Genomic DNA, 23,626 nt, shown 5'->3' on the forward strand with positions numbered 1-23,626 from the left:
GCGGATGACGGGCGTGACTGCAGGCGGTCAGGCGCTGCCAGCCCAGCCGGAGGCGATGGAGCGGCCGTGGCCCGCGCTGTGGTCGCTCGTGATCGGGTTCTTCATGATCCTGATCGACACGACCATCGTCTCGGTCGCGAACCCCGCGATCATGCGCGGCCTCGCCGCGGACATGAACGCCGTCATCTGGGCCACGAGCTCCTACCTCCTGGCCTACGCCGTGCCCCTGCTCATCACGGGACGGCTCGGCGACCGGTACGGTCCCAAGAACCTGTACCTCGCCGGGCTCGTGGTGTTCACCCTCGCCTCGGCGTGGTGCGGATTCTCGACGACGATCGGCTCCCTCATCGCCGCCCGCGCCGTGCAGGGGCTCGGGGCAGCGCTCATGACGCCGCAGACCATGGCCGTCATCACCCGGATCTTCCCGCCGGACCGCCGCGGCGCGGCGATGGGCCTGTGGGGCGCCACCGCGGGCGTGGCGATGCTCGTGGGCCCCATCCTGGGCGGGCTGCTCGTCGACGGCCTCGGCTGGGAGTGGATCTTCTTCGTGAACGTGCCGATCGGGATCCTGGGCTTCCTCGCCGCGCTCCGGTACGTCCCCCGCCTCTCGACGCACGCGCACCGGTTCGACGTGCTCGGCGTGGTGCTCAGCGCCGTCGGCATGTTCCTGCTCGTCTTCGGGATCCAGGAGGGGAACACCTATAACTGGGGCCCCATTGCGGGCCCGGTCACGGTATGGGGGCTCATCATCGCGGGCATCGCGGTGATGGCCGCGTTCGTGGTGTGGCAGGCGCTCAACCGGGCTGAGCCGCTGCTCCCGCTGGGCCTGTTCCGCGACCGGAACTTCTCGCTGGCCACCCTCGGGATCTCCACGGTGGGCTTCGCCGTCACCTCGTTCGGGCTGCCCACCATCTTCTACTACCAGCTCGTGCGGGGCATGACGCCCACGCAGTCGGCCCTCATGATGATCCCCATGGCCGTGCTCTCCCTCGTGCTCGCACCGCTCGCGGGGAAGGTCGTGGACCGCGGGCACGCGAAGCCCATGAACGTCGCCGGCATGCTCCTGTTCGCCCTCTCGCTCGCGCTCTACGCCGTGCTCCTCACCCCGGAGACGCCCATCTGGCTGCTCTTGGTCCCCGGCGCGGTGCTGGGTCTGGCGAACGCGGGGATCTGGGCGCCGCTCGCAACCCTCGCGACGCGGAACCTCGCCCCGCACCAGGCCGGCGCCGGCGCGGGGGTGTACAACACGACCCGGCAGGTGGGCTCGGTCCTCGGCAGCGCGGCGATCGCGGCCCTCATGCAGGCTCGGCTTGCCGCGGAACTGCCTGCGGCCGGCGGAGCGGCGCCCTCGGGCGAGTTCGCCGTGGGGGCGCTGCCAGAGGAACTCCACGCGGGCTTCGCCGCCGCCATGGGCCAGTCCGTCCTCCTGCCCGCAGCGGTAGTCGTGGCGGGGGCGGCGGTCGCGCTCTTCTTCGTGAGGGCGCCCCAGAGCGCCACGGCGCCGCGCGACGCCGGGCCGGTTCCGGGTACGGGCCCGGTCCCGGAGGCAAGCGCGTCGCAGGAGGTCAGCGCGCCCCGGGACGCGGGAGCCTGACTTCCGCGAACCGGCCCGACGGGACGATCCCGAGCGAGTCTGCGAGGGCGAGCGCCGCGGCGTCGTGCGTGTGCGCCTCGACTTGGACGATCAGGCCCTCGGCGAGCGCCTCGTGGGCAGCGATCGAGGCGATCAGCCTGCCCAGCCCTCGGCGCCGGAGCGCCGGAGCGGTGAGCACGCCGAGGTCCGCGAGCAGGCCTTCCCGCTCGGCGTAGGCGGCGCATGCGGCGGCCCGGCCGTCCACCATGAGGGTGAACCGCTGATCCCGCCGAGCGAGGCCAGCTGAGCTGACATCGTCCGGCGGGCACTGCATCTCCAGCTCCACGGCCTCGGGGCCCGCCCTCGAGACCTCGGGCTCGGATTCGGGCTGGTCGAGCGGGAGGTGGTCCGCGAAGCCGAGCACGCCCGTCTCGAGGCCGTGCGCCCCGGGCCCCGCGAGCCGCAGGAGGGCGCCGCCCCCGAGGAGCGAATCGTCGTCGAGCTCCGCCCCGGCCTCGACCATCGCGGTCGGCCCGCACAGGGCGAGCTGGCCGAAGAGCTCGACGGCGACCAGCCGGCCCGCGTCGTCGTCGCACCCCAGGAGGCGCCCGCCGTCGTCCGAGAAGCTCAGGTCCGGCAGGCCGAGCCGGCGGGCCCAGGCAAGGCGGACGATCCCTCGACTGCCCTCATGGAAGGTGCCCTCCGCGTCCCCTGCTGCCATGTGTCCTCGGTCCCGGCTCAGCCGAAGAGGACCGCAGCCTCGTCGTACCGGTGCTGCGGCACCGTCTTGAGCCGCCCGAGGGCCGCCTCGAAGCCGACGTGGACGATCTCGGTGCCGTTGAGCGAGACCATGCGGCCCCAGCGGCCCTCGACCACGGCGTCGATCGCCGCCATGCCGAGGCGGGTGGCGAGGACGCGGTCGAAGGCGGTGGGGACGCCGCCGCGCTGGATGTGCCCGAGGATGGTCGCCCGGGTCTCGATGCCGGTGCGCGCCTCGATTTCCGGGGCCAGCTGCTCGGCGATCCCGCCGAGCCGCGGGCGCCCGAAGGTGTCCAGGCCCCGCTCGGAGTGGGGCTCGTCCATGCCCTCGAGCACGAAGCCCTCGGCGACGACGACGAGCGGCGCGCGCCCGCGGTCGCGGGCCTGCTCCACCCAATGGCAGATCTGCTCGATGCTGGCCTTCTGCTCGGGGATGAGGATGGCGTGCGCGCCCGAGGCCATGCCGGCGTGGAGCGCGATCCAGCCGACGTGTCGGCCCATGACCTCGGCGATCATGCAGCGGTGGTGCGACTCGCCGGTGGTGCGGAGGCGGTCGATCGCCTCGGTCGCGATCTCCACCGCGGTGTCGAAGCCGAAGGTGTAGTCCGTCGCGTCGAGGTCGTTGTCCACGGTCTTCGGGACGCCGACGATCTTGAGCCCGGCGTCCGTGAGGCGCTTCGCGGCCGCGAGCGTGCCCTCGCCGCCGATCGCGATCATCGCGTCGATGCCGAGGCGCTCCATGTGGCCCTTGATGACGTCGGGGCCCCCGCCGTTCTCGAACGGGTTGGTCCGCGAGGTGCCGAGGATGGTTCCGCCCTGCTTGGCGATGCCGCGCACCATGGTGCGGGGGATCTCCACGATGTCCCCCTCCACGACGCCGCGCCAGCCGTCGCGGAACCCGACGAACGACTGGCCGTGGACGGCGATGCCCTTGAGCACCGCGCCGCGGATGACGGCGTTGAGGCCGGGGCAGTCGCCGCCGGAGGTGAGGATGCCGATCTTCATGGAGGCCCTTCTCGCGTGACGGTCGCGTGCGTGCCAGGCGGCCTGACAGTGCCAGGTGGGTGCGCGACCGGTGGATGTGTGACGAGCGCCCCTTTGAGCCCACCGGTATTCTAGCCACGCGCCACCGGGCCGTGATTCACACCACAGTGGGCGCCCGTCATCTGCCATGGGCGAGGCCCCGTCGCGACGGTCGCTGCGGGGCCGAGGACCAGGCGGGAGCCTGGTCAGGCGGTGGGCCCGGGCCCCCTGCCGATGCTGCGCTTTGCGAGGAAGTCCTCGAGGATGATGTGTCCGTCCTGGGCCGGGATGAGGATCCACGCGGCGAGGTAGGCGACGAAGGCCGGCCCGGGCAGCAGGCACAGGAGCAGGAAGCCGATGCGGACGAATGCGACGTCCACATTCGCCTTGGCCGCGAGCCCTGCGAGGACCCCGCCGAGCATGCGCCGCGGGCCGCGCCTGAGGCCGCTGGAACGGATGGCCGAGAAGAACTTGTCCATGGTGTCTTCCTCCTGGGATGGCTTTGTGTCCGCTTGCTCAGTCCGTCACGGTCGGTGCGCGTCCGGGGCCGCCGTCGCCCGGCGCCGAGGCATCGCCGTCGTGCGCCGCCGGCCGCGTGCGGCGGGCGGAGAGGAGGCCCCCGACCACGAGCCCCACCCCCGCGAGAAGCAGGATCCCTGCCGCCGCGTACCCCGGTTCCACGTCCAACCAGCCTAGCCGGTCCGCCAGCATGAGCGCCCCTGCCGCCATCACCACTGCTCCCCAGACGATCGTGCCCACGGCCGGACCCGGCCTCTGTGCCACGGCGCCCTTCTGCGCAGCCGTCCCGTGCCCTGCCCGCCCGTGCGTGCCGTGTTCCTGTGCGCCGCTCGTGCTCATGTCAGTCCTCCTCGTCGATCGTGATGCTGCTCATCGTCGCGTCGAGTTCGACGACGAGGGTCCCGCCGGGGCGGTCCGCGTTGTAGGTCTGGGTGTCGCGCTGGGAGATGCCGTTCACCGAGCGGTTCCCGAAGCGGACGTCGGCGAGGGTCGCGTCGGTCCGCACCTCGACCGGGACGCCGTCCGGGATGCGGATGGCGAGGGAGGAAAAGGTCGTGTCCACCGTGACGGTCGCATCGTCGGCGAGGGGGCCGCCGTCGTCCAGCCGCGTCAGGTCGAGGCTCCCGCTCGAGCCTGTGAGCCGGTAGCCGGCACTGGCCTCGCCCACGCTCGCGGGGGAGAGTGCCACGCGCTCGCCGGAGCGCCCGGGTCCGTCCCACCGGTCGGCGAACCGGCTCATTCCCTGGCTCGTCACGGCGCCCACGAGGGCGATGATCGAGACGAACGTCAGGATCCCGGCCGTGCGCCCCCGGAACCCGGCGGCAACGATGCCGGCTCCGAGGACCACGGCGCCAGCGGCCCAGGCCGCCGTGCCGAGCACCCCGGCACCCGTGATCCCGAGGACGATGAAGGCGCCCATGGTCAGGACGGCGGCGCCCACGACGACCGCGGTGAACGACCCGGGGACGCCGGCCCGGCGCGGCTGTCCCGCGGGAGTCCCGCCGACCGAGGGCGGACCTGCTGAGTACGGGCCCTCTGGGTACGGCTGGGTGGTGTGGACCGGTCCGGCGTACGGCCTAGCAGCGTACGGCCCAGAAGCGTACGGCCCGCCGGCGTCGGGCTGGCTGCCGGCGTACCCCGCGCCGTAGGCGCCTGCGTCCGGCCCCGCGTGGCTGGAGGCCGTCCCGGTCGGCTTCGTGGAGGCGGAGTCGGCCCTGGCCGGTTCTGGGGGCAGCTGGCCCCTGCGCCGGCTGCCGCGCACGATGCTGTAGACGGCGAGGCCGATGACCCCGAGCCAGAACAGGCCCCAGAAGGTCGCGCCGAACCCGTCCTCACCGAACCAGAACCCGACGCGGCCCCCGCCGAGGCCCAGGAACGTCACGATGAGCGCCCCGGTCATCCCGGCGGTCCACCGCCCGCGGCCGGCCTCCTGGACATGGATCCGTCCGTCCGGCTCGGGGAGGAACAGCCACGCGAGGCCGTAGGCGAGCACGCCGATGCCCAGGAACAGGGCAGCGACGACGAACAGGCCGCGCACGAGGACCGGGTCGACGCCCCAGCGGTGCGCGAGCCCGCTCGCCACGCCGCCCGCCCAGCGGTCGGAGCCCCGCACCAGGCCCGTGGCCCTGATGCGGCTGAAGAAGTCCGACGGCGGCGGGCCCGGCTTGCCGGGCTCGGGAGGGGGAGGTGGGCCGGGCCGGCTGGCTCCCGTGGGGCCGGGCGCTGTGGGGCCGGACTGGTCAGGCGCGGGGCGCTCGGCCCCGCCGGGGGTGCTCTCTGTGCTCATGCCTCCATCCTTCCGGCCCGTCCGGCGCCGACCCATGGGGGGACACCCTGAACGGACCCTGAACTGACCCGGGGATGCGCCCCGGAGGGGCCCCGAGGCGGCCCCGGAGTGCTTGGATAGGAGCATGCAAGCCCCGCCCATCCGACCGCCGCTCGTCCGGGGCGAGGACCGGCTCGTCGCGGGCGTCTGCTCGGGCCTGGCCCGGCACCTCGGCCTGCGCGTGGAGACAGTGCGCTGGTCCATGGCCGCCTCCGCGCTGCTCGGCGGCGCGGGCCTCGTCCTCTATGCGTGGCTGTGGGCCCTCGTGCCCACGGCGGGAGAGGCGGCGCGCCGCTCAGCCCAGCGGCCGGCGTCGTCCATCGCGCCCGCCGTGAGCGCGGACCCGCGCGCCGCTGGAGCCCCCGGCGCGCCAGCCGCCGCCGACGGCGCGCCCCGGACGAGCCTGGTGCCCCGCCACGCCCGCGAGATCCTCCTCGGCATCGTCCTGCTCCTGGGCGCGCTCGCGCTCGGCGGTTCCCTCGTGGGCATCGACGTGCCGCTGGACACGGTCGTGCCCGCGGCCGCGATCCTCGGCGGCGCCGCGCTCGCGTGGATGCAGCTCGACGAGGCCCGCCGCGAACGGCTCGTCCGCGGTGCGGGCGCCGAACGGTGGACGGGATGGCTGCGCCTGGGCGCGGGGCTCGTGCTCGTCGTGGCCGGCGTTGCGCTCGCGGTCTCAGGCACCCAGTGGGACGTCCTCGGCACGGCCCTGCTGGCCTCGTTCGCCGTCCTCGCCGGAGTTGCCCTGGTGCTGCTCCCGTGGGGCCTGAAGTTCTGGCGCGAGTTCGGCGCCGAGCGGGCTGCCCGGGTGCGGGAGGAGGAACGCGCCGAGATCGCGGCGCACCTGCACGACTCGGTGCTCCAGACCCTCGCGCTCATCCAGCGCCGCGCGGGCAGCGAGGCCGACGTCACGCGCCTCGCCCGCGCCCAGGAGCGAGAGCTGCGCGAGTGGCTCTACCGGGACTCCCGGTCCGCGGCGGGCTCGTTCGGCGACCGGCTCGCGGCGCTCGCGGCGGAGCTGGAGGGCGCACTGGGTGCCCCGATCGACGTCGTGCTCGTGGGGGAGGCGCACGACGCCGATGCCCCCGGCGCGCTCGAGCGGCAGGACGCGCTCCTCCAGGCCGCGCGGGAGGCCATGCTCAACGCGGCACGGCACGGGGGAGGGGGGCCCGTCTCGGTGTACGCCGAGGCGCGGGGCGGCGGGATCGAGCTGTTCGTGCGCGACCGGGGCCCCGGGTTCGACCCCGAGGGCGTCCCCGCGGACCGGCTCGGGGTGCGCGAGTCCATCATCGGCCGCATGCGCCGGCACGGCGGCGAGGCCGTGATTGTCAGCAGCGAGGACGGCACCGAGGTGCGCCTGCGGATGCCGGGAACGGAGGAACCATGAGCGAGGCACCGCTGCCCGGCGCCCCTGTCACGGTGGTCGTCGTGGACGACCACGCCGTCTTCCGCTCGGGCCTCAAGGCGGACCTCGACGAGCGCGTCCGGGTGGTCGGGGAAGCCGGGACGGTCGAGGAGGCGGTCACCGCCATCGCTGCACTGCGGCCGCGCGTCGTGCTCCTCGACGTGCACCTCCCCGGGGGCCTGGGCGGCGGGGGGCGCGAGGTGCTCACGCGCTCCACCGCCCTCCTCGGCGAGGTGCGGTTCCTCGCCCTGAGCGTCTCCGACGCCGCCGAGGACGTCGTCTCGACCATCCGCGCCGGCGCGCGCGGCTACGTCACGAAGACCGCCTCGGGCCGGGAGATCACCGACGCCGTCCTGCGGGTGGCCGAGGGGGACGCCGTGTTCTCGCCGCGGCTGGCCGGCTTCGTACTGGACGCGTTCGGCACCGCCTCCGTGGCCGACGACGAGCTCGGGAAGCTCTCGGCGCGCGAGCTCGACGTCATGCGCCTCATCGCGCGGGGCTACACCTATAGGGAGACCGCGAAGGAGCTGTTCATCTCGGTCAAGACCGTGGAGACGCACGTGTCCGCCGTGCTGCGGAAGCTGCAGCTCGCGAACCGGCATGAGCTCTCGCGCTGGGCCGCCGACCGCCGGATCCTCTAGCTCTGGCGGGGACCCCTCCGGCGCAGCGAGGCCAGGCCGCCGCCGACCATGAGCCCAACGCCGAGGACCACCAGGAAGGTGATCGCGGCCGTGCGCGGGTCGACGACCAGCCACCCAGCGTCGGCGACGAGGAGGAGGGCTGCGAGCGCCACAATGACGGCGCCCCAGACGACCGTGCCCCAGCCGACGGTGCTGGTGTCCGGCACTCCGGGCGCGTGCGGCTGTGTGTCCCGGCCGGGGTTGTGCTCGCTCATCTCAGCGCTCCTGCTCGATCTCGATGCTGCTCATTGCGGCGTCCAAGGCGATGACGAGGGTCTGGCCCGGGCTCCCGGCGTTGTAGGCCTGCGAGTCGCCCAGGGCCAGGCCGGAGGCCGTCCTGCCGCCGAAGTCGACGCTGCTCATGGCGCCTTCGACCGTCACGCGGACGGGGACGCCCTCGGGGACCGTAATGCGCACGCTGCTCATCGCCGTCTCCACGGGAATGGTTGCCTCGGCGGAGAGCGGACCGGCGTCGTCGAGCGCGCGGAAGTCGAGCTCGGCCGAGGCGCCCGTGAGGCGGTACCCCTGCGCGGCCTCCTGCACGGAGGCCGGTGACGACGTGGTCGGGCCCTGGGGCGGGCCCCACCGCGAGACCTGCTGTGTGAGGGCTCCCGAGGCCAGTGCGACGACGGCGAAGAGGGACAGGACGCCGGCGGTCCGCCCCCGGAGGCCCGCGACGACGATGCCGATGCCGACCACCGCCGCAGCGGCCGCCCAGAGCGTCGCCGGGCCCGCCCCGGCCCAGATGCTCCCGGCGCGTTCGAACGAGAGCAGCAGGGCGACCGCGACGATCGCCCCGCCCACGACAACGGCCGTGTAGGGACCACTCGGTCCGCGCCGGGCGGGCGCGGCAGGCGCCAGCAGCGGAGCGGGGGAGCTGGGGTGCCCGGCGCTGGCGGCGGCCGTGTCTGCGGTGCCGGGGTGCGAGGGGGCACCGGGAGGCGTGGCGCCGGCCGCCACGGGGCTGCGCCGCGAGACGGCTATCGCGTAGACGACCAGCACGAGCGCGGACACCCAGACGACTGCCCACAGCGGCCCGGCCCAGCCTTGGTCGCCGAACCATACGGTGGTGGGCGTGCCGCCCAGGCCGAGGACGGCGGCGACGAGCGCCCCCGTCATCCCGGCGGTCCAGCGGCCGTGCAGGGCGCTCTCGACGTGGATCCTTCCGTCCGGTTCAGGCAGGATCATCCACAGGACCCCGTACGCGAGCAGCCCGATGCCGCCGAGCGCGCCCGCGAGGACGAACAGCACGCGGACGAGCACTGGGCTTGCGCCCCAGCGGTGGGCGAGGCCGCTTGCGACCCCGCCGGCCCAGCGGTCGCGGCCGCGGACGATGCCGAGTCCTCTGACCCAGCTGAAGAACTCGGAGCCCGCCGGGACGGGCCCCAGAGGGGACGGGCCGGGACGTGCCCCGCCCCCGGGGACTGGTTCGGTGCTCATGCCTCCATGCTTCGCGTCCCCCTCAGCCGCCGCTACGGACGAAAGCCCCGTCCGGGACCGGGCATACGACGGCGGCGCCCGCCCCTGAGGGGCAGGCGCCGCCGATGGGTCCTCCGCCGGACGCTACCGGGCGGTCCCGAGGAACTCCTGGAGACGGCCGACGCCCTCTGCGAGGTCCTCGTCGCCGAGGGCGTAGGAGAGGCGGACGAAGCCGCTCGGACCGAAGGCCTCGCCCGGCACGATCGCGACCTCAACCTTGTCCAGCACGAGCGCGGCGAGCTCGGCCGAGGTCGCGGGGCGGATCCCGCCGATCTCGCGGCCGAGGAGCCCGCGCACGTCCGCGTAGGCGTAGAAGGCGCCGTGCGGAGTCGGGCAGTCGACGCCGTCGATCGTGTTGAGCGCCGTGACCATCGCCTTGCGGCGGCGGTCGAACGCGACCTTCATCTCGTCGACCGCGTCGAGGGGGCCGGAGACGGCGGCGAGCGCGGCGATCTGGGAGACGTTGGCCACGTTGCTCGTGGCGTGGGACTGCAGGTTCGTCGCTGCCTTGATGACGTCCGAGGGGCCGATCATCCAGCCCACGCGCCACCCGGTCATCGCGTAGGTCTTCGCCACGCCGTTGAGGATGACGACCTTGTCGCCGAGCTCGGGGGCGGCAGTCGCGATCGAGGTGAAGGGGACGCCGTCATAGGTCAGGTGCTCGTAGATCTCGTCGGTGATGACCCACAGGCCCTTCGACGCCGCCCACTGGCCGATCTCTCTGACCTGCTCGGGCGAGTACACGGCGCCGGTCGGGTTGGAGGGGGAGACGAAGAGGAGGATCTTGGTGCGCTCGGTGAGTGCGGCCTCGAGCTGGTCGACCGTGACGAGGTAGCCCTGCTCCGGGCCGGCGAACACCTCGACCGGGACCCCACCGGCGAGCCGGATGGCCTCGGGGTACGTGGTCCAGTACGGGGTGGGGACGATCACCTCGTCGCCCGGGTCCAGGAGGGTCGCGAAGGAGTTGTACACGGCCTGCTTGCCGCCATTGGTCACGAGCACCTGGGAGGCGGCGGCCTCGTAGCCGGAGTCGCGCATCGTCTTGGCGGCAATGGCCTCGCGCAGCTCGGGCAGGCCGGCCGCCGGCGAGTAGCGGTGGTACTTGGGCTGGCGCGCGGCCTCGATTGCTGCGTCCACGATGTACTGCGGCGTGGGGAAGTCCGGCTCGCCCGCGCCGAAGCCGATCACCGGGCGGCCTGCCGCCTTGAGCGCCTTCGCCTTCGCATCCACGGCCAGGGTGGCGGATTCGGCGATGGATCCGATGCGCTGGGAGACACGGGCGGAGGTCATGGGCAGTCCTGTCTGCAGAGGGGGCGATGACCCTCCTACTCTAGGCGCACGTCCCGCCATGAAGGGCGGCGCCCGAGCCGTGCGCGCAGCCCGGTTCGACGTCGGGCCCGAATGTGCGTAGACTTGATCCTCGGTATCGGAACGCCGATGGCGCCTGCCGTGGACCGGGGCTCGACGAGAGTGCTGCGGATCCTTGGTAGAGTTGTCCAGCGGTGTCCGACGCACCGAAGGGTAGTGGCGCAATTGGTAGCGCAGCGGTCTCCAAAACCGCAGGTTGCAGGTTCGAGTCCTGTCTGCCCTGCGCAAGGAAGGCCCGGCATGTCCGGGCCATTCCGGCACCCACAGAACGGATCCGGCGGGGAAGTCCTGCGGGCGAGACGGATGAGCGAGGAATCGGTGACCGAAACAGCTGCCAGCAGCTCGGCGGGCCGCCCCAAGCAGGCCAGGAAGCTCGGCTTCTTCGGACGCATCGCACTCTTCATCCGGCAGGTGGTCGGCGAACTCCGCAAGGTCGTCACTCCCACGCGTAAGGAGCTTCTGACCTACACGACCGTGGTGCTGGCCTTCGTGGCAGTGGTCATGGTGATCGTCTTCGCCCTTGACTTCCTCTTCGGGCTCGGCGTCGGCTGGCTCTTCGGAGGGTCGTCCACCGACAGCTAGGCCGGGGTCCGCGCAGCCGAGGACCGCCAACGGAGATTCTCCAGGCGGGAGCAGGGTGTGCGGATGACTCATTTAAGTCGCATTGAGGAAAGCAGGAGACTAAGTGTCTGAGCACGAGCTCGAGGATCGCGGGACCGAGCACGAGGAGCCGAAGGACCAGGGCGCGTTCGAGCCGGCGTTCTCGGACGTCGAGTCCTCTGAGGCTGCACCCTCCTTCGCCGATGCGGCAGAGTCCGAGTCCGCAGAAGAGGCCACGCCGGCTGACGAGGACCTCGAGTCCGCTGAGGAGGCGGCGCCGGCCGACGAGGCAGACGGCGAGCAGGCAGAGCCCGCCGTCGAGGGCGACGAGGCCGGAGAAGCCGTGCCTGCCGCTGCCGAGGAGGTCGATCCGGCCGTTGCCGCCGAGGAGTTCAAGGCCAAGCTCCGCCGCCAGCCCGGCGACTGGTACGTGATCCACTCCTACGCGGGCTACGAGAACCGCGTGAAGGCCAACCTCGAGACCCGCATCCAGACGCTGGACATGGAAGACTACATCTTCGAGATCCAGGTCCCGATGGAGGAAGTCGTCGAGATCAAGAACGCCCAGCGCAAGGTGGTCAACCGCGTGCGCATCCCGGGCTACGTGCTCGTGCGGATGGACCTCACCGACGCCTCGTGGGGCGCGGTCCGCCACACGCCCGGCGTCACGGGCTTCGTGGGCAACGCCCACAATCCGGTCCCGCTCACCCTCGACGAGGTCTTCTCCATGCTCGCGCCGGTGTTCGAGCAGGAGCAGGCTGCCGAGGCCAAGGCTGCGGGCAAGGCCGGCCAGAAGGCCTCTGCCGCGCCGGTCGCGGTCGACTTCGAGGTCGGCGAGTCGGTCATCGTCAAGGAGGGCCCGTTCGAGACCCTGCCGGCCACGATCTCCGAGATCAAGCCGGAATCCCAGACCCTCGTGGTCCTCGTCTCGATCTTCGAGCGGGAGACCCCGGTGACCCTCGCGTTCAACCAGGTCTCCAAGATCTGACGTCCCTTTCCGAGGGGCCGCGCCGACGGGTGCACAACTGAAGACTTCGCCCCGGCACCGGATGCTTTGCCGGTGCCGGGGCGGCCGACTGCCTCGCCAGGGCAGTCATCACCTGGGCGGCGCTCCTGCTGCCCAGGAAGCACTGGAAAGAAGGACCCACATTGGCTCCCAAGAAGAAGGTCACCGGCCTGATCAAGCTGCAGATCCAGGCAGGCGCCGCCAACCCGGCCCCGCCGATCGGCCCTGCGCTCGGTCAGCACGGCGTGAACATCATGGAGTTCTGCAAGGCGTACAACGCCGCGACGGAATCCCAGCGTGGAAACGTCATCCCCGTGGAGATCACGGTCTACGAGGACCGCTCCTTCACGTTCATCACCAAGACCCCGCCGGCCGCTGAGCTCATCAAGAAGGCTGCGGGCGTCCAGAAGGGCTCCGCGACCCCGCACACCGTGAAGGTCGCCAAGCTCACCGACGCGCAGGTCGAGGAGATCGCGAAGTCCAAGCTCGAGGACCTCAACGCGAACGACGTCGAGGCCGCGAAGAAGATCATCGCGGGCACGGCCCGCTCGATGGGCATCACCGTCGAGGGCTGAGGAGCTCGCGAAGGGTGAGGCCGAGGAACAAGGACTCGCCCGCAGCAAGCACCGCAGGCCCTCGGAAGATGAAGCACGTCGAGGGCTGAGGCACCTCGAGGGCTGAGGCCCTCACCCCCGTCGCCTCCGGGCTGACACCAGAACATCAATGACGCCGGCGATCCCCGCCGTCGTCCGTGGCAGGGCCGAGCGCGGCCCACAGTGACCACAACTGCACAAGGAGAAACGGAAGCAGCATGGCAAAGCGCAGCAAAGCATACGAGGCCGCCGCAGCGAAGATCGAGGCTGGCAAGCTGTACGCCCCGGCCGAGGGCGTCGCCCTGGCCAAGGAGATCAACCCGTCCAAGTCGGAGGCGACCGTCGAGGTTGCCTTCCGCCTGGGCGTCGACCCCCGCAAGGCGGACCAGATGGTCCGCGGCACCGTGAACCTCCCGCACGGCACGGGCAAGACCGCCCGCGTCGTCGTGTTCGCGACCGGTGACAAGGCTGCGGCCGCTGAGGCCGCGGGTGCGGACTTCGTCGGCTCGGACGACCTCATCGAGAAGATCGCCGGCGGCTGGACGGACTTCGACGCCGCGGTCGCGACGCCGGAGCTCATGGGCAAGGTCGGCCGTCTCGGCAAGGTCCTCGGTCCCCGCAACCTCATGCCGAACCCGAAGACCGGCACGGTGACCCCGGATGTCGCGAAGGCCGTCAACGACATCAAGGGCGGCAAGATCGACTTCCGCGTCGACAAGCACTCGAACCTGCACTTCATCATCGGCCGCACGTCCTTCGAGGCGCGCCAGCTGGCCGAGAACTACGCCGCAGCGCTCGAGGAGATCCTCCGCCTCAAGCCGTCGGCGTCGAAGGGCCGCTACATCCAGAAGGCGACCGTCGCCACCACGTTCGGCCCGGGCATCCCCGTGGACCCGAACGCGACGAAGGTCATCCTCGACGCGTGAGGCCCGCACGGGTCTGAAGCCCTTATGGCCTTGAGGAAGGTGCGCGCGTGAGTGCTGCACGGTCCTGGCGAGTGCCCCCTCCCGGTTCCCGGGCGGGGGCACTCGTGCGTCCGGGCCCCTGCTGCTGCCGCCCCCGGCGTCATCGCGGTCCGGCTCCGGGCGGGAGAGGCGGAAGTACACTCGGCCCATGAGCTCCGACAGCCGAGCGACAGCGAGCAGCACGCGCCCTGCAGGTGCGAGGGCGGTCGGCGCCGCGCCTGCCGGCGGCCTGCGGGTCGAGCGCCTGCGCCTGCCGGAGTCGCCCGACGGCGCGGACGCCGTGGACTTCCTCGAGTTCAGCGCGCTCACGGACGCGGTCCAGCGGCAGATCTGGGGCCACGAGGACCGGTGCTCGCCGCCGTCCTACCGCCTGCGCGTGTGGCGGGAGTCGCCGTACGATTCGACCTCCCTGTTCTTCGTCCGCGAGGCCGGGCGGATGGTGGGCCGCGCGTGGTGCCGGATGCCGCTCAAGGAGGACCTCGCGAGGGCGCAGGTGCGCGCGGAAGTCCTCGACAGCCACGCGGGCCGGGGAATCGGCCGGCTCCTGCTGGCTGCCGCGGTGGAAGAGGCCCGGGCGCACGGCAGGACGGTGCTGGACACGTTCACCGAGCACCCGGCGGAGACCGTGCCGGCGGGCGGCGGGCCATTCGCCGTCGTGCCCTCCACCGGGACGGGCGCGGTGCCCGGCGACGCGCGCTCGGTGCGGTTCGCACGCGCCGCGGGGTTCTCGCTGAGCCAGGTGACGCGCTTCAGCGAGCTCGTGCTCCCGCCGTGGAGCCCGGCCGGGGGATGGGCGGACGACGGCGCGTGGTCGGCGCTCGAGGAGGGTGCGGCGGCGCGCGGGGCCGGGGCCTACGAGCTGCTCCTCTGGGAGGGAGTCCCGCCCGAGCACCGCGAGGGCATGGCAGCGCTGTTCGCCCGCATGTCCACGGACGCCCCACAGGGCGAGGACCGCTACGAGCCCGAGCACTGGGACGCGGACCGGGTGGCGGCGCTGGACGCGATGCTCGCCGCGGCGGACACGGTGCCGCTCTACGCGGTGGCGCGGCACCGCGCGAGCGGGGCCTTCGCGGCGTACACGGCCCTGTGGGTGCGCGGCGGCAAGGAGGACGTGGCGGACCAGGACGACACGCTCGTCCGCGCCGGCCACCGCGGACGCTCCCTCGGCCTGTGGATCAAGCTCGCCAACATCCGCGCCTACCGGGAGAGGTTCCCCCAGGCGCGCAAGGTCGTGACGTTCAACGCCGCGGAGAACGCGCACATGCTCGCGATCAACGAGGCGATCGGGTTCCGGCCGGCGGGGTACGACGGCGAGTGGTTCAGGAGGCTCGCATGAGCGGCCGGGCGGGGGCTCGGCTCGGGGAGGCCGACGACGGCAGGCAGGGTCCGCCCCCGCGTCCCCGTCCACGCGCCTCGGCGAGCGCGACCGAGGCGCAGGCCGTCCACGCGGGCGCAGTGGCGGCCGCGGTGGGCTTCGCGGTGGCGCTCTCGGCGTTCGCGGGGCGGCGGCCGCAGCTCTCGGGGGACCAGGGGGTGGGAGACCTCGCGGCGCTCGTGGCCGGCGTGGCCGCGCTCTCTGCCTTCGGGTTCGCCTACCGACGCTCCTACGCGGACCCGGACCGGCGCTGGCTCGCCGAACGGCCGCTCTGGCGCCGCGTCCTCGGTCTCGTGGCGATGTCCTTCGCTCATGCATCCATCGCGTTCATGGTGGCCTGGGCGAGCTTCCAGATCTTCCAGGGGGTCTTCCGCGGGGTGGCCCTCGATGCGTTCGCCGGGGCGCTGCTCGTCGCCGTCGCAGCGGCGCTCGCCGCGTACGGGGGCTTCCAGTCGGGCTCCCGTATGGACAGCTACGCCCTCTCGAACCTGCTCGCGGCACTGCTCGCGGCCGGGGTCCTGACCTCCATGGTCACCACGAGCCGGTCGGACTGGTGGGAGGTGAACTTCAGCGTCCTGGGGGCGGCCGACCACGGGGTGGCCTGGACGTTCAATGGGACCCTCGTGACCGCGGGGGCGGTCATCGCACTCCTCGCGGAGTACATGACCCGGGACCTCCGCGCCCTGGACCTGTACCGGGCCCGCTCGGGCGGCGGCACGGCCCCGACACGCGAGCGGCCCATCATCGTGTGCGTGGCCCTCACGGGGATCTTCCTCGCGGGATCCGGCCTCGTGCCCGTGGACGTCCTCATGCCGGTGCACAACTCGCTCGCCACTGCCATGACCGCCGCCTACATCGCCCTCGTCCTCGGGGCCCGGGCCTGGCTGCCCGGGCTCGGCTGGACGTTCTACGCGGTGGGCTACGCCATGCTCGGCGCCGCAGTGCTCTCTGTGCTCCTGTGGTGGCCGCTGGGCTACTACAACATGACCGGGATGGAGCTGGTCGTGGCCGGGGTCATCCTCGTGTGGCTCGTGTTCCTCACGCGGAACGTCGCGGCGGCGGTCGAGGACGGGAGGGCGGCCGGATCGCGACCGGACTGATGCGCAGGCACGTCGGGGCGGCGCGCACGACGGCGGGGTCCCGACCCGCGCGGGCCGGGAACCCGGCGTCGTGCGCACCTCGATTTGTCCGGGCGCGCCCCCTCCCGTACAGTGGAAGGACCAAAGACCGCCGGTCGTTGGATGCTGTGTGCCGAAAGGCGGCGCGCTGCTCCAGCTGAAGGTCCCCGAACGGGGCGGCCTGCGCAGGTGAACTGAGCGAAACGCTTCTGGCCCACGGCCATGACCGCCACGCCCCGTGCATCTGCGCGGGGCGTTTTCTGTAGCGGACCTGCCCCCTCCGGCGCTCAATTCCCCGGAAGGAGGGTTATGGCAACGCCTACCAAGGTGGCAGCAGTCGAGGAGATCACCAAGGATTTCCAGGAGTCGAACGCTGCAGTCCTGACCGAATACCGCGGGCTCACCGTCGCCCAGCTCAAGCAGCTGCGTCGTTCGCTCGGCACCGAGAACAAGTTCTCGGTCGTCAAGAACTCCCTGACCGCCATCGCGGCGAAGGAGGCCGGCGTCGAGGCATTCGACGGCCAGCTGGCCGGCCCGACCGCGATCGCGTTCATCAAGGGTGACGCTGTCGCGGCCGCCAAGAGCCTGACCGACTTTGCCAAGGACAACAAGCAGCTGATCATCAAGACCGGCTACTTCGAGGGCAAGGCGCTCAACGCGAGCGAGGTTGCCGCCCTGGCAGCCCTGGAGTCCCGCGAGCTGCAGCTCGCCAAGGTTGCCGGCGTCCTCAAGGCGCCCATGGCCGCGGCTGCGCGCATCATCGACGCCCTGCGTCTCAAGCTCGAGGAGGAGGGTGGCGCTCCGGCGGCCGCCGAGGCTCCCGCTGCTGAGGCTGATGCTGCTCCGGCCGAGGCCGTCGCTGAGGAGGCTGCGGCTCCGGCCGAGGCCCCCGCCGAAGAGAACTGATCCTCTTCCCCAACCCACATTCTCGATGCCCCGCCCGATCTGACGGCGGGCATCACCTAGCGAAAGGACGCCAACCATGGCGAAGCTCACCCAGGACGAGCTGATCGAGGCCTTCAAGGAGCTCACCATCATCGAGCTCTCCGAGTTCGTGAAGAAGTTCGAGGAGGTCTTCGAGGTCACGGCTGCTGCCGTTGCCGTCGCGGGCCCGGCCGGCGGTGCCGGCGAGGCTGCTGCCGAGGAGGAGAAGGACTCCTTCGACGTCATCCTCGAGGCTGCTGGCGACAAGAAGATCGCGGTCATCAAGGAGGTCCGTGGCCTCACGTCGCTCGGCCTCAAGGAGGCCAAGGACCTCGTCGACGCCGCTCCGAAGGCTGTCCTCGAGGGCGCCAACAAGGAGACTGCCGAGAAGGCCAAGGAGGTCCTCGAGGCCGCCGGCGCCACGGTCACCCTCAAGTAGTTCCCCCCCGCACGCAGGCTCCGCGCCTGCACCGCGTGCACGAAGGGCCCCCGGTTCCGTCTGGAACCGGGGGCCCTTCGCTGTTGCGGGGTCCCTGGCCGCTCGTTGCGGGGTCCCTGGCCGCCAGCGGTGGCAGGGACCCCGTATCGCGCTGGCAGGGACCCCGTACCGCGGTGGCAGGGACCCCGTGTGGGGGTGGCAGGGACCCCGTATCGCGGTGGCAGGGACCCCGTACCGCGGTGGCAGGGACCCCGTGTGGGGGTGGCAGGGACCCCGTATCGCGGTGGCAGGGACCCCGTATCGTCAGAGGGGGTCGCTGATGTCCGCGACCGTCGCCCCGAGGGCCCGCACGAGCTCGCCGGAGTCCAGGAACGCGCTGCGCCCGTGTGCCCCCGCGCCCATCGACACGCGGCCGGCGATCGCGGCGTCCGCCACCACCGGCCATGCCGTGGACGAGCCGAGCGGGGTGATCGTGCCGCGCTCGTAACCCGTGGCCGCGAGGGCCACATCCGCTGCGGGCATCGAGAGCCGGTTGACCCCGAGAAGCGCCCGCAGCTTGGGCCAGGAGATCTGGCGGTCCCCGGGAATGAGCGCGAACAGGAACGACCCGTCCGAGTGCTTGACCACAAGGGACTTCACGATCTCGCCCGGCGTGATCCCCAGGATGGCAGCTGCCTCCTCGAGCGTCCGGGCGGCCGCCCGCTCAGCCACCTCGACCCGGATCCCGTGCTCGCGCGCAGCCGCGAGGAAGCGCGCGTGGCCGTCCGCGTCCTGGTGCGTGCCGGCGTCGTGCGCCCCCGCCTCCCGAGCCATGTCCGTCAGTCCCGGAAGAGCAGGAGCGCCTCGCCCTGCCCGCCGCCGCCGCACAGCGCGACGGCAGCGCGGCCCGAGCCGCGCCGGGCGAGCTCGTGCGCCGCGTGCCCCGCGAGCCGTGCGCCCGACGCGCCGATGGGGTGGCCGAGCGCGATCGCGCCCCCGTGGATGTTGCACTTCTCGAGCGGGTAGCCGAGATCCTTCAGCGACTGCACGGCCACCGAGCCGAAGGCCTCGTTGATCTCGATGAAGTCGAGGTCCGCGGTGGTCCAGCCGGCGCGCTCGAGGGCGTCCGCAATGGCGCGGGAGGGCTGCGAGTGCAGCGAGTTGTCCGGTCCGGCCACCTGCCCGGGGCGTCCGACGACGGCGAGCCACGTGAGGCCGTGCTCCTCGGCGTAGGCGCGGGTCGTCAGGACGAGCGCCGCCGCGCCGTCGGAGAGCGGCGACGAGTTGCCGGCCGTGATGGTGCCGTCCGAGGCGAAGGCCGGCTTGAGGGGCGCGAGGGTCTCGAGGCTCGTGTTCGGGCGGACGCCCTCGTCCTCCGAGACTGTGAGCGGCTCGCCCTTGCGCTGCGGGATCTCGACGGGGACGATCTCGTCCTCGAAGACGCCCTCCTTCTGGGCGACCGCGGCGCGCACGTGGGATGCCGCGGCCACCTCGTCCTGCGATGTCCGGTCGATGCCGAGGGTCAGGTTCCGGGACTCGGTGGAGAGGCCCATCGACTGGCCGTCGAAGGCGTCCGTCAGGCCGTCGTGCGCGGCGACGTCGAGCGCCGCGACCGTGCCGTAGGTCCAGCCCTGGCGCGAGCCGGGGAGCACGTGCGGCGCGCGCGTCATGGACTCCTGCCCGCCGGCGACGACGACGGTCGCGTCGCCGGCGCGGATCATGCGGGCGGCGTCGATCACCGCGGTGAGGCCCGAGAGGCACACCTTGTTGATGGTCACGCAGGGCACGTTCCAGCCGACGCCGGCCGCGATGGCGCTCTGCCGGGCGGGGTTCTGGCCGGCGCCGGCCTGCAGCACCTGGCCCATGATCACTGCATCGACCGCATCTGCGCCGACGCCGCTGCGCCCGATCGCGGCGGTGATGGCGTGCGCCCCGAGCTCCACCGCGGTGAACGGCGCGAGCTGGCCGTTGAGCCGGCCCTGGGGCGTGCGTGCTGCCGAGAGGATGACGACGTCGCTGGCGTCTGAGGGCATGGGGATCTCTCCTTTGTGCGTACCATCTGTGCGCCTAGGTTCTCTGTGACACAGGCTACAGCCGGCGGGGCGGCCCACGCACCGGGGGTCTCACGCACCGGGGGTCTCTGCGCGCGGCCAGCCCGGGGCGCGCCCGCCGGTGTAGAGTGATGCTGCGGTTCCGCCCGAGCCTCTTGGGACGCCTTTCCGGCCGAGCCCTCGGCAGGGCGCTCGCGGCGTCCCGGGCCCTGCCGGCCTTCCACCCGGCACTTGACCGGCAGCTCACCGTGCGCTAGACACGCGCGCCCGTTTGGGGTATCTTGGATCTTTGCGTTCTCCCTTGTCACCTCCAGCCTTCATATAGCGGTGGGCTCGTGGGCGGCGGTCCTCAAGAAGTACGTGGGCGGCCGCGTGTCGGGAGGGTGCGGACAATCCTGAAGGTCTGTGGAAGGATCCCTCTTGGTCGCCTCGAGCACCTCTGACTACCAAACCGCTAGCACCGACGGTGCGAACCGCCGGCTCTCATTCGCCAAGATTCACGAACCGCTCGACGTTCCGAATCTTCTCGCCCTCCAGACCGAGAGCTTCGACTGGCTCGTCGGCCACGAGCGCTGGCAGGCCCGGGTGGCCCAGGCCCAGGCCGAGGGTGACGACAGCGTGGCCACGACGTCCGGCCTCTCGGACATCTTCGAGGAGATCTCCCCGATCGAGGACTTCCAGGGCACCATGTCCCTGAGCTTCTCCGAGCCGGAGTTCGCCGACCCGAAGTACACCGTCGCAGAGTGCAAGGACCGCGACGCCACCTACTCGGCCCCGCTGTACGTCAAGGCCGAGTTCATGAACAACAACACGGGCGAGATCAAGCAGCAGACCGTCTTCATGGGCGACTTCCCGCTCATGACCGACAAGGGCACGTTCGTCGTCAACGGCACCGAGCGCGTCGTGGTCTCCCAGCTCGTCCGCTCCCCGGGCGCGTACTTCGAGCGCACCGCCGACAAGACGAGCGACAAGGACATCTTCACGGCGAAGATCATCCCGTCCCGCGGCGCCTGGTTCGAGCTCGAGATCGACAAGCGCGACCAGGTCGGCGTCCGCCTCGACCGCAAGCGCAAGCAGTCGGTGACCGTCCTGCTCAAGGCACTCGGCTGGACCGAGGGCCAGATCCTCGAGGAGTTCGGCGAGTACGACTCGATGCGTGCGACGCTCGAGAAGGACACGACTGAGACGCGCGAGGACGCGCTCCTCGACATCTACCGCAAGCTCCGCCCGGGCGAGCCGCCCACGGTCGAGGCCGCACAGTCCCTCCTGGACAACCTCTACTTCAACGTCAAGCGCTACGACCTCGCGAAGGTCGGCCGGTACAAGATCAACCGGAAGCTCGGCATCGACAAGTCCCTCGGCGATCGGGACGCATCGGTCCTGCACATCGCGGACATCGTCCAGATGATCAAGTTCCTCGTCGCGCTGCACGCCGGCGAGAAGACCATCAAGGGCGTTCGCGACGGCCAGGAGACCGAGATCCGCGTCGAGGTCGACGACATCGACCACTTCGGCAACCGCCGCATCCGCGCCGTCGGCGAGCTCATCGAGAACCAGGTCCGCACGGGCCTGTCCCGCATGGAGCGCGTGGTCCGCGAGCGTATGACGACTCAGGACGTCGAGGCGATCACCCCGCAGACCCTCATCAACATCCGCCCGGTCGTCGCTGCGATCAAGGAGTTCTTCGGAACCTCCCAGCTCTCGCAGTTCATGGACCAGAACAACCCGCTCTCGGGCCTGACCCACAAGCGCCGACTCTCGGCGCTCGGCCCCGGCGGCCTCTCCCGCGACCGCGCGGGCATGGAGGTCCGTGACGTCCACCCGTCGCACTACGGCCGCATGTGCCCCATCGAGACCCCTGAAGGCCCGAACATCGGCCTCATCGGCTCGCTCGCGTCCTACGGCCGCATCAACCCGTTCGGCTTCATCGAGACCCCGTACCGCAAGGTGTCGGGCGGCGTCGTGTCGGACGAGGTCGACTACCTCACGGCGGATGACGAGGCCGAGGTCCAGATCGCCCAGGCCAACTCGCCGCTGAACGAGGACGGCTCCTTCGCCGAGGACATGGTCCTCGTCCGCCAGCGCGGCGGTGGCGGCGAGCCCGTCCTGATCCCGGCCGGCGAGGTCGAGTACATGGACGTCTCCCCGCGCCAGATGGTGTCGGTCGCGACCGCGCTCATCCCGTTCCTCGAGCACGATGACGCCAACCGGGCCCTCATGGGTGCCAACATGCAGCGCCAGGCGGTCCCGCTGGTCCGCTCCGAGGCGCCCGTGGTGGGCACCGGCATGGAGCGCGCCGCTGCTGTGGACGCGGGCGACGTCGTCGTGGCCAGGAAGGCCGGCGTCGTCACCGAGGTCTCGGCGGACCTCGTCGTCGTCCTCAACGACGACGGCACGGAGACGAACTACCCGATCGGGAAGTTCGCCCGCTCGAACCAGGGCAACTGCTACAACCACCGCGTGCTCGTGGACGAGGGTGCCCGCCTCGAGGTCGGCGGCATCATCGCCGACGGCCCCGCGACGGACCAGGGCGAGCTCGCCCTCGGCAAGAACCTCCTGGTCGCGTTCATGTCCTGGGAGGGCCACAACTTCGAGGACGCCATCATCCTCTCGCAGCGGCTCGTGTCCGAGGACGTCCTGTCCTCGATCCACATCGAGGAGCACGAGATCGATGCGCGCGACACGAAGCTGGGCGCCGAGGAGATCACGCGTGACATCCCGAACGTCTCGGAGGAGGTGCTCTCCCAGCTCGACGAGCGCGGCATCATCCACATCGGCGCCGAGGTCGAGGCTGGCGACATCCTCGTCGGCAAGGTCACCCCGAAGGGCGAGACCGAGCTGACCCCGGAGGAGCGCCTCCTGCGCGCGATCTTCGGCGAGAAGTCCCGCGAGGTCCGCGACACGTCCCTGAAGGTCCCGCACGGCGAGTCCGGCACGGTGATCGGCGTGCGCGTGTTCGACCGCGACAACGACGACGAGCTGCCCCCGGGCGTGAACCAGCTCGTGCGCGTCTACGTGGCCGCCAAGCGCAAGATCACCGACGGCGACAAGCTCGCCGGCCGCCACGGCAACAAGGGCGTCATCTCCAAGATCCTGCCTGTCGAGGACATGCCGTTCCTCGCCGACGGAACCCCGGTGGACGTGGTCCTGAACCCGCTGGGTGTCCCGGGCCGAATGAACGTCGGCCAGGTCCTCGAGACGCACCTCGGCTGGGTCGCGAAGACCGGCTGGAAGGTCGAGGGCGATCCGGAGTGGATGAAGGCCCTGCCGAACATGCCGCGCGAGGTCGGTCCGAACCAGACCCTCGCCACCCCGGTGTTCGACGGTGCGCGCGAGGAGGAGATCGCCGGTCTGCTCGACTCGACGAACGTCACCCGCGACGGCGACCGCCTCATCGACTCCTCGGGCAAGGCGCAGCTGTTCGACGGCCGCTCCGGCGAGCCGTTCCCGGACCCCATCTCCGTGGGCTACATGTACATCCTGAAGCTCCACCACCTCGTGGACGACAAGATCCACGCCCGCTCGACCGGTCCGTACTCGATGATCACCCAGCAGCCGCTCGGTGGTAAGGCGCAGTTCGGTGGCCAGCGCTTCGGCGAGATGGAGGTGTGGGCGCTCGAGGCCTATGGCGCGGCGTACACGCTCCAGGAGCTCCTCACGATCAAGTCGGACGACATCCACGGCCGCGTGAAGGTGTACGAGGCGATCGTCAAGGGGGAGAACATCCCCGAGCCGGGCGTCCCCGAGTCCTTCAAGGTCCTCATCAAGGAAATGCAGTCGCTCTGCCTGAACGTGGAGGTCCTCTCCGCGGACGGCACGACGATCGAGATGCGCGACGCCGACGATGCGGTCTTCACCGCTGCGGAGGAACTGGGCATCGACCTCTCCCGCGACGAGCCCAGCTCCGTCGAAGAGGTCTGACCCTTTCGCCGCACCGGCACGAAC

22 protein-coding genes and 1 tRNA gene are annotated in these 23,626 nt (G+C 71.6%); 13 read left to right on the forward strand and 10 right to left on the reverse strand.

Annotation, left to right across the window (positions count from 1 at the left end; all coding sequences use genetic code 11):
- Positions 1–4 precede the first annotated feature (4 nt).
- Entirely contained in the window at positions 5–1,594 is a 1,590-nt protein-coding gene (locus tag ABCQ75_RS06360; RefSeq protein WP_427916055.1) for a DHA2 family efflux MFS transporter permease subunit, read from the forward strand.
- On the opposite strand, the gene ABCQ75_RS06365 is transcribed toward ABCQ75_RS06360, so the two are convergent.
- The 5 genes from ABCQ75_RS06365 to ABCQ75_RS06385 form a co-directional block, all read right to left on the reverse strand.
- Positions 1,566–2,294, reverse strand: coding sequence for a GNAT family N-acetyltransferase (locus ABCQ75_RS06365; RefSeq protein ID WP_345884008.1), 729 nt, complete (start codon positions 2,292–2,294; stop codon positions 1,566–1,568). The genes ABCQ75_RS06360 and ABCQ75_RS06365 overlap by 29 nt on opposite strands.
- Positions 2,295–2,311: 17 nt before the next feature.
- On the reverse strand, positions 2,312–3,337 hold the full coding sequence (locus tag ABCQ75_RS06370) for a 6-phosphofructokinase (RefSeq protein WP_345884010.1): 1,026 nt from the start codon (positions 3,335–3,337) through the stop codon (positions 2,312–2,314).
- Positions 3,338–3,561: 224 nt separating this feature from the next.
- Positions 3,562–3,834 (reverse strand): PspC domain-containing protein, encoded by a 273-nt coding sequence (locus ABCQ75_RS06375; protein WP_345884012.1) that lies wholly within the window; start codon positions 3,832–3,834, stop codon positions 3,562–3,564.
- 37 nt (positions 3,835–3,871) lie between these two features.
- Entirely contained in the window at positions 3,872–4,213 is a 342-nt protein-coding gene (locus tag ABCQ75_RS06380; protein WP_345884015.1) for a hypothetical protein, read from the reverse strand.
- Position 4,214: 1 nt separating this feature from the next.
- Entirely contained in the window at positions 4,215–5,660 is a 1,446-nt protein-coding gene (locus tag ABCQ75_RS06385; RefSeq protein ID WP_345884018.1) for a PspC domain-containing protein, read from the reverse strand.
- 124 nt (positions 5,661–5,784) lie between these two features.
- Between ABCQ75_RS06385 and ABCQ75_RS06390 the strand changes: the two genes are divergently transcribed.
- Together ABCQ75_RS06390 and ABCQ75_RS06395 are read left to right on the forward strand one after the other, a co-directional pair.
- Positions 5,785–7,086, forward strand: coding sequence for an ATP-binding protein (locus ABCQ75_RS06390; RefSeq protein ID WP_345884020.1), 1,302 nt, complete (start codon positions 5,785–5,787; stop codon positions 7,084–7,086).
- Positions 7,083–7,745: a LuxR C-terminal-related transcriptional regulator gene (locus tag ABCQ75_RS06395; protein WP_345884021.1), complete on the forward strand. Its 663-nt coding sequence runs from the start codon at positions 7,083–7,085 to the stop codon at positions 7,743–7,745. The genes ABCQ75_RS06390 and ABCQ75_RS06395 overlap by 4 nt, the downstream gene beginning before the upstream one ends.
- Here the strand turns inward: ABCQ75_RS06395 and ABCQ75_RS06400 are convergent.
- From ABCQ75_RS06400 to ABCQ75_RS06410, 3 genes are all read right to left on the reverse strand, one after another.
- Positions 7,742–7,999, reverse strand: coding sequence for a hypothetical protein (locus ABCQ75_RS06400; RefSeq protein ID WP_345884022.1), 258 nt, complete (start codon positions 7,997–7,999; stop codon positions 7,742–7,744). The genes ABCQ75_RS06395 and ABCQ75_RS06400 overlap by 4 nt on opposite strands.
- Position 8,000: 1 nt before the next feature.
- The gene (locus ABCQ75_RS06405; RefSeq protein WP_345884023.1) at positions 8,001–9,224 is read right to left on the reverse strand and encodes a PspC domain-containing protein; all 1,224 of its coding nucleotides are present in this window, start codon (positions 9,222–9,224) and stop codon (positions 8,001–8,003) included.
- A gap of 123 nt (positions 9,225–9,347) precedes the next feature.
- The gene (locus ABCQ75_RS06410) at positions 9,348–10,553 is read right to left on the reverse strand and encodes a pyridoxal phosphate-dependent aminotransferase (RefSeq protein ID WP_345884025.1); all 1,206 of its coding nucleotides are present in this window, start codon (positions 10,551–10,553) and stop codon (positions 9,348–9,350) included.
- Positions 10,554–10,781: 228 nt separating this feature from the next.
- Here ABCQ75_RS06410 and ABCQ75_RS06415 point away from each other — a divergent pair.
- From ABCQ75_RS06415 to rplL, 9 genes are all read left to right on the forward strand, one after another.
- A tRNA-Trp gene (locus ABCQ75_RS06415) sits at positions 10,782–10,854 on the forward strand.
- Positions 10,855–10,949: 95 nt separating this feature from the next.
- A complete protein-coding gene (gene secE, locus ABCQ75_RS06420; RefSeq protein WP_345884026.1) occupies positions 10,950–11,213 on the forward strand; it encodes a preprotein translocase subunit SecE in 264 nt (87 codons plus the stop codon).
- A gap of 103 nt (positions 11,214–11,316) precedes the next feature.
- Positions 11,317–12,219 carry a transcription termination/antitermination protein NusG gene (gene nusG / locus ABCQ75_RS06425; RefSeq protein WP_345884028.1) on the forward strand — a complete coding sequence of 301 codons (903 nt, stop codon included), beginning with the start codon at positions 11,317–11,319 and terminating at the stop codon, positions 12,217–12,219.
- A 161-nt stretch (positions 12,220–12,380) separates the two neighbouring features.
- On the forward strand, positions 12,381–12,812 hold the full coding sequence (rplK, locus tag ABCQ75_RS06430) for a 50S ribosomal protein L11 (RefSeq protein WP_345884030.1): 432 nt from the start codon (positions 12,381–12,383) through the stop codon (positions 12,810–12,812).
- 236 nt (positions 12,813–13,048) lie between these two features.
- On the forward strand, positions 13,049–13,756 hold the full coding sequence (rplA, locus tag ABCQ75_RS06435; RefSeq protein ID WP_345884031.1) for a 50S ribosomal protein L1: 708 nt from the start codon (positions 13,049–13,051) through the stop codon (positions 13,754–13,756).
- 187 nt (positions 13,757–13,943) lie between these two features.
- Positions 13,944–15,131, forward strand: a complete 1,188-nt coding sequence (locus ABCQ75_RS06440) for a GNAT family N-acetyltransferase (RefSeq protein WP_345884032.1) — start codon at positions 13,944–13,946, stop codon at positions 15,129–15,131.
- Positions 15,128–16,270 carry a DUF998 domain-containing protein gene (locus ABCQ75_RS06445; protein WP_345884033.1) on the forward strand — a complete coding sequence of 381 codons (1,143 nt, stop codon included), beginning with the start codon at positions 15,128–15,130 and terminating at the stop codon, positions 16,268–16,270. The genes ABCQ75_RS06440 and ABCQ75_RS06445 overlap by 4 nt, the downstream gene beginning before the upstream one ends.
- Before the next feature lie 327 nt (positions 16,271–16,597).
- On the forward strand, positions 16,598–17,194 hold the full coding sequence (gene rplJ, locus ABCQ75_RS06450) for a 50S ribosomal protein L10 (RefSeq protein ID WP_345884035.1): 597 nt from the start codon (positions 16,598–16,600) through the stop codon (positions 17,192–17,194).
- A gap of 76 nt (positions 17,195–17,270) precedes the next feature.
- Complete coding sequence (gene rplL, locus ABCQ75_RS06455) at positions 17,271–17,651, forward strand: 50S ribosomal protein L7/L12 (RefSeq protein ID WP_345884037.1); 381 nt, start codon at positions 17,271–17,273, stop codon at positions 17,649–17,651.
- Between the two features lie 303 nt (positions 17,652–17,954).
- Here the strand turns inward: rplL and ABCQ75_RS06460 are convergent, their stop codons facing one another.
- A complete protein-coding gene (locus tag ABCQ75_RS06460) occupies positions 17,955–18,464 on the reverse strand; it encodes an aminoacyl-tRNA deacylase (RefSeq protein ID WP_345884038.1) in 510 nt (169 codons plus the stop codon).
- A gap of 5 nt (positions 18,465–18,469) precedes the next feature.
- Positions 18,470–19,663, reverse strand: coding sequence for an acetyl-CoA C-acetyltransferase (locus ABCQ75_RS06465; protein ID WP_427916056.1), 1,194 nt, complete (start codon positions 19,661–19,663; stop codon positions 18,470–18,472).
- 438 nt (positions 19,664–20,101) lie between these two features.
- On the opposite strand from ABCQ75_RS06465, the gene rpoB reads away from it, so the two are divergent.
- Positions 20,102–23,602 carry a DNA-directed RNA polymerase subunit beta gene (rpoB, locus tag ABCQ75_RS06470; protein ID WP_345884040.1) on the forward strand — a complete coding sequence of 1,167 codons (3,501 nt, stop codon included), beginning with the start codon at positions 20,102–20,104 and terminating at the stop codon, positions 23,600–23,602.
- Positions 23,603–23,626: the final 24 nt, after the last annotated feature.

Origin of the sequence: Sinomonas halotolerans (assembly GCF_039615075.1) — a bacterium.
GTDB lineage: Bacteria > Actinomycetota > Actinomycetes > Actinomycetales > Micrococcaceae > Sinomonas > Sinomonas halotolerans.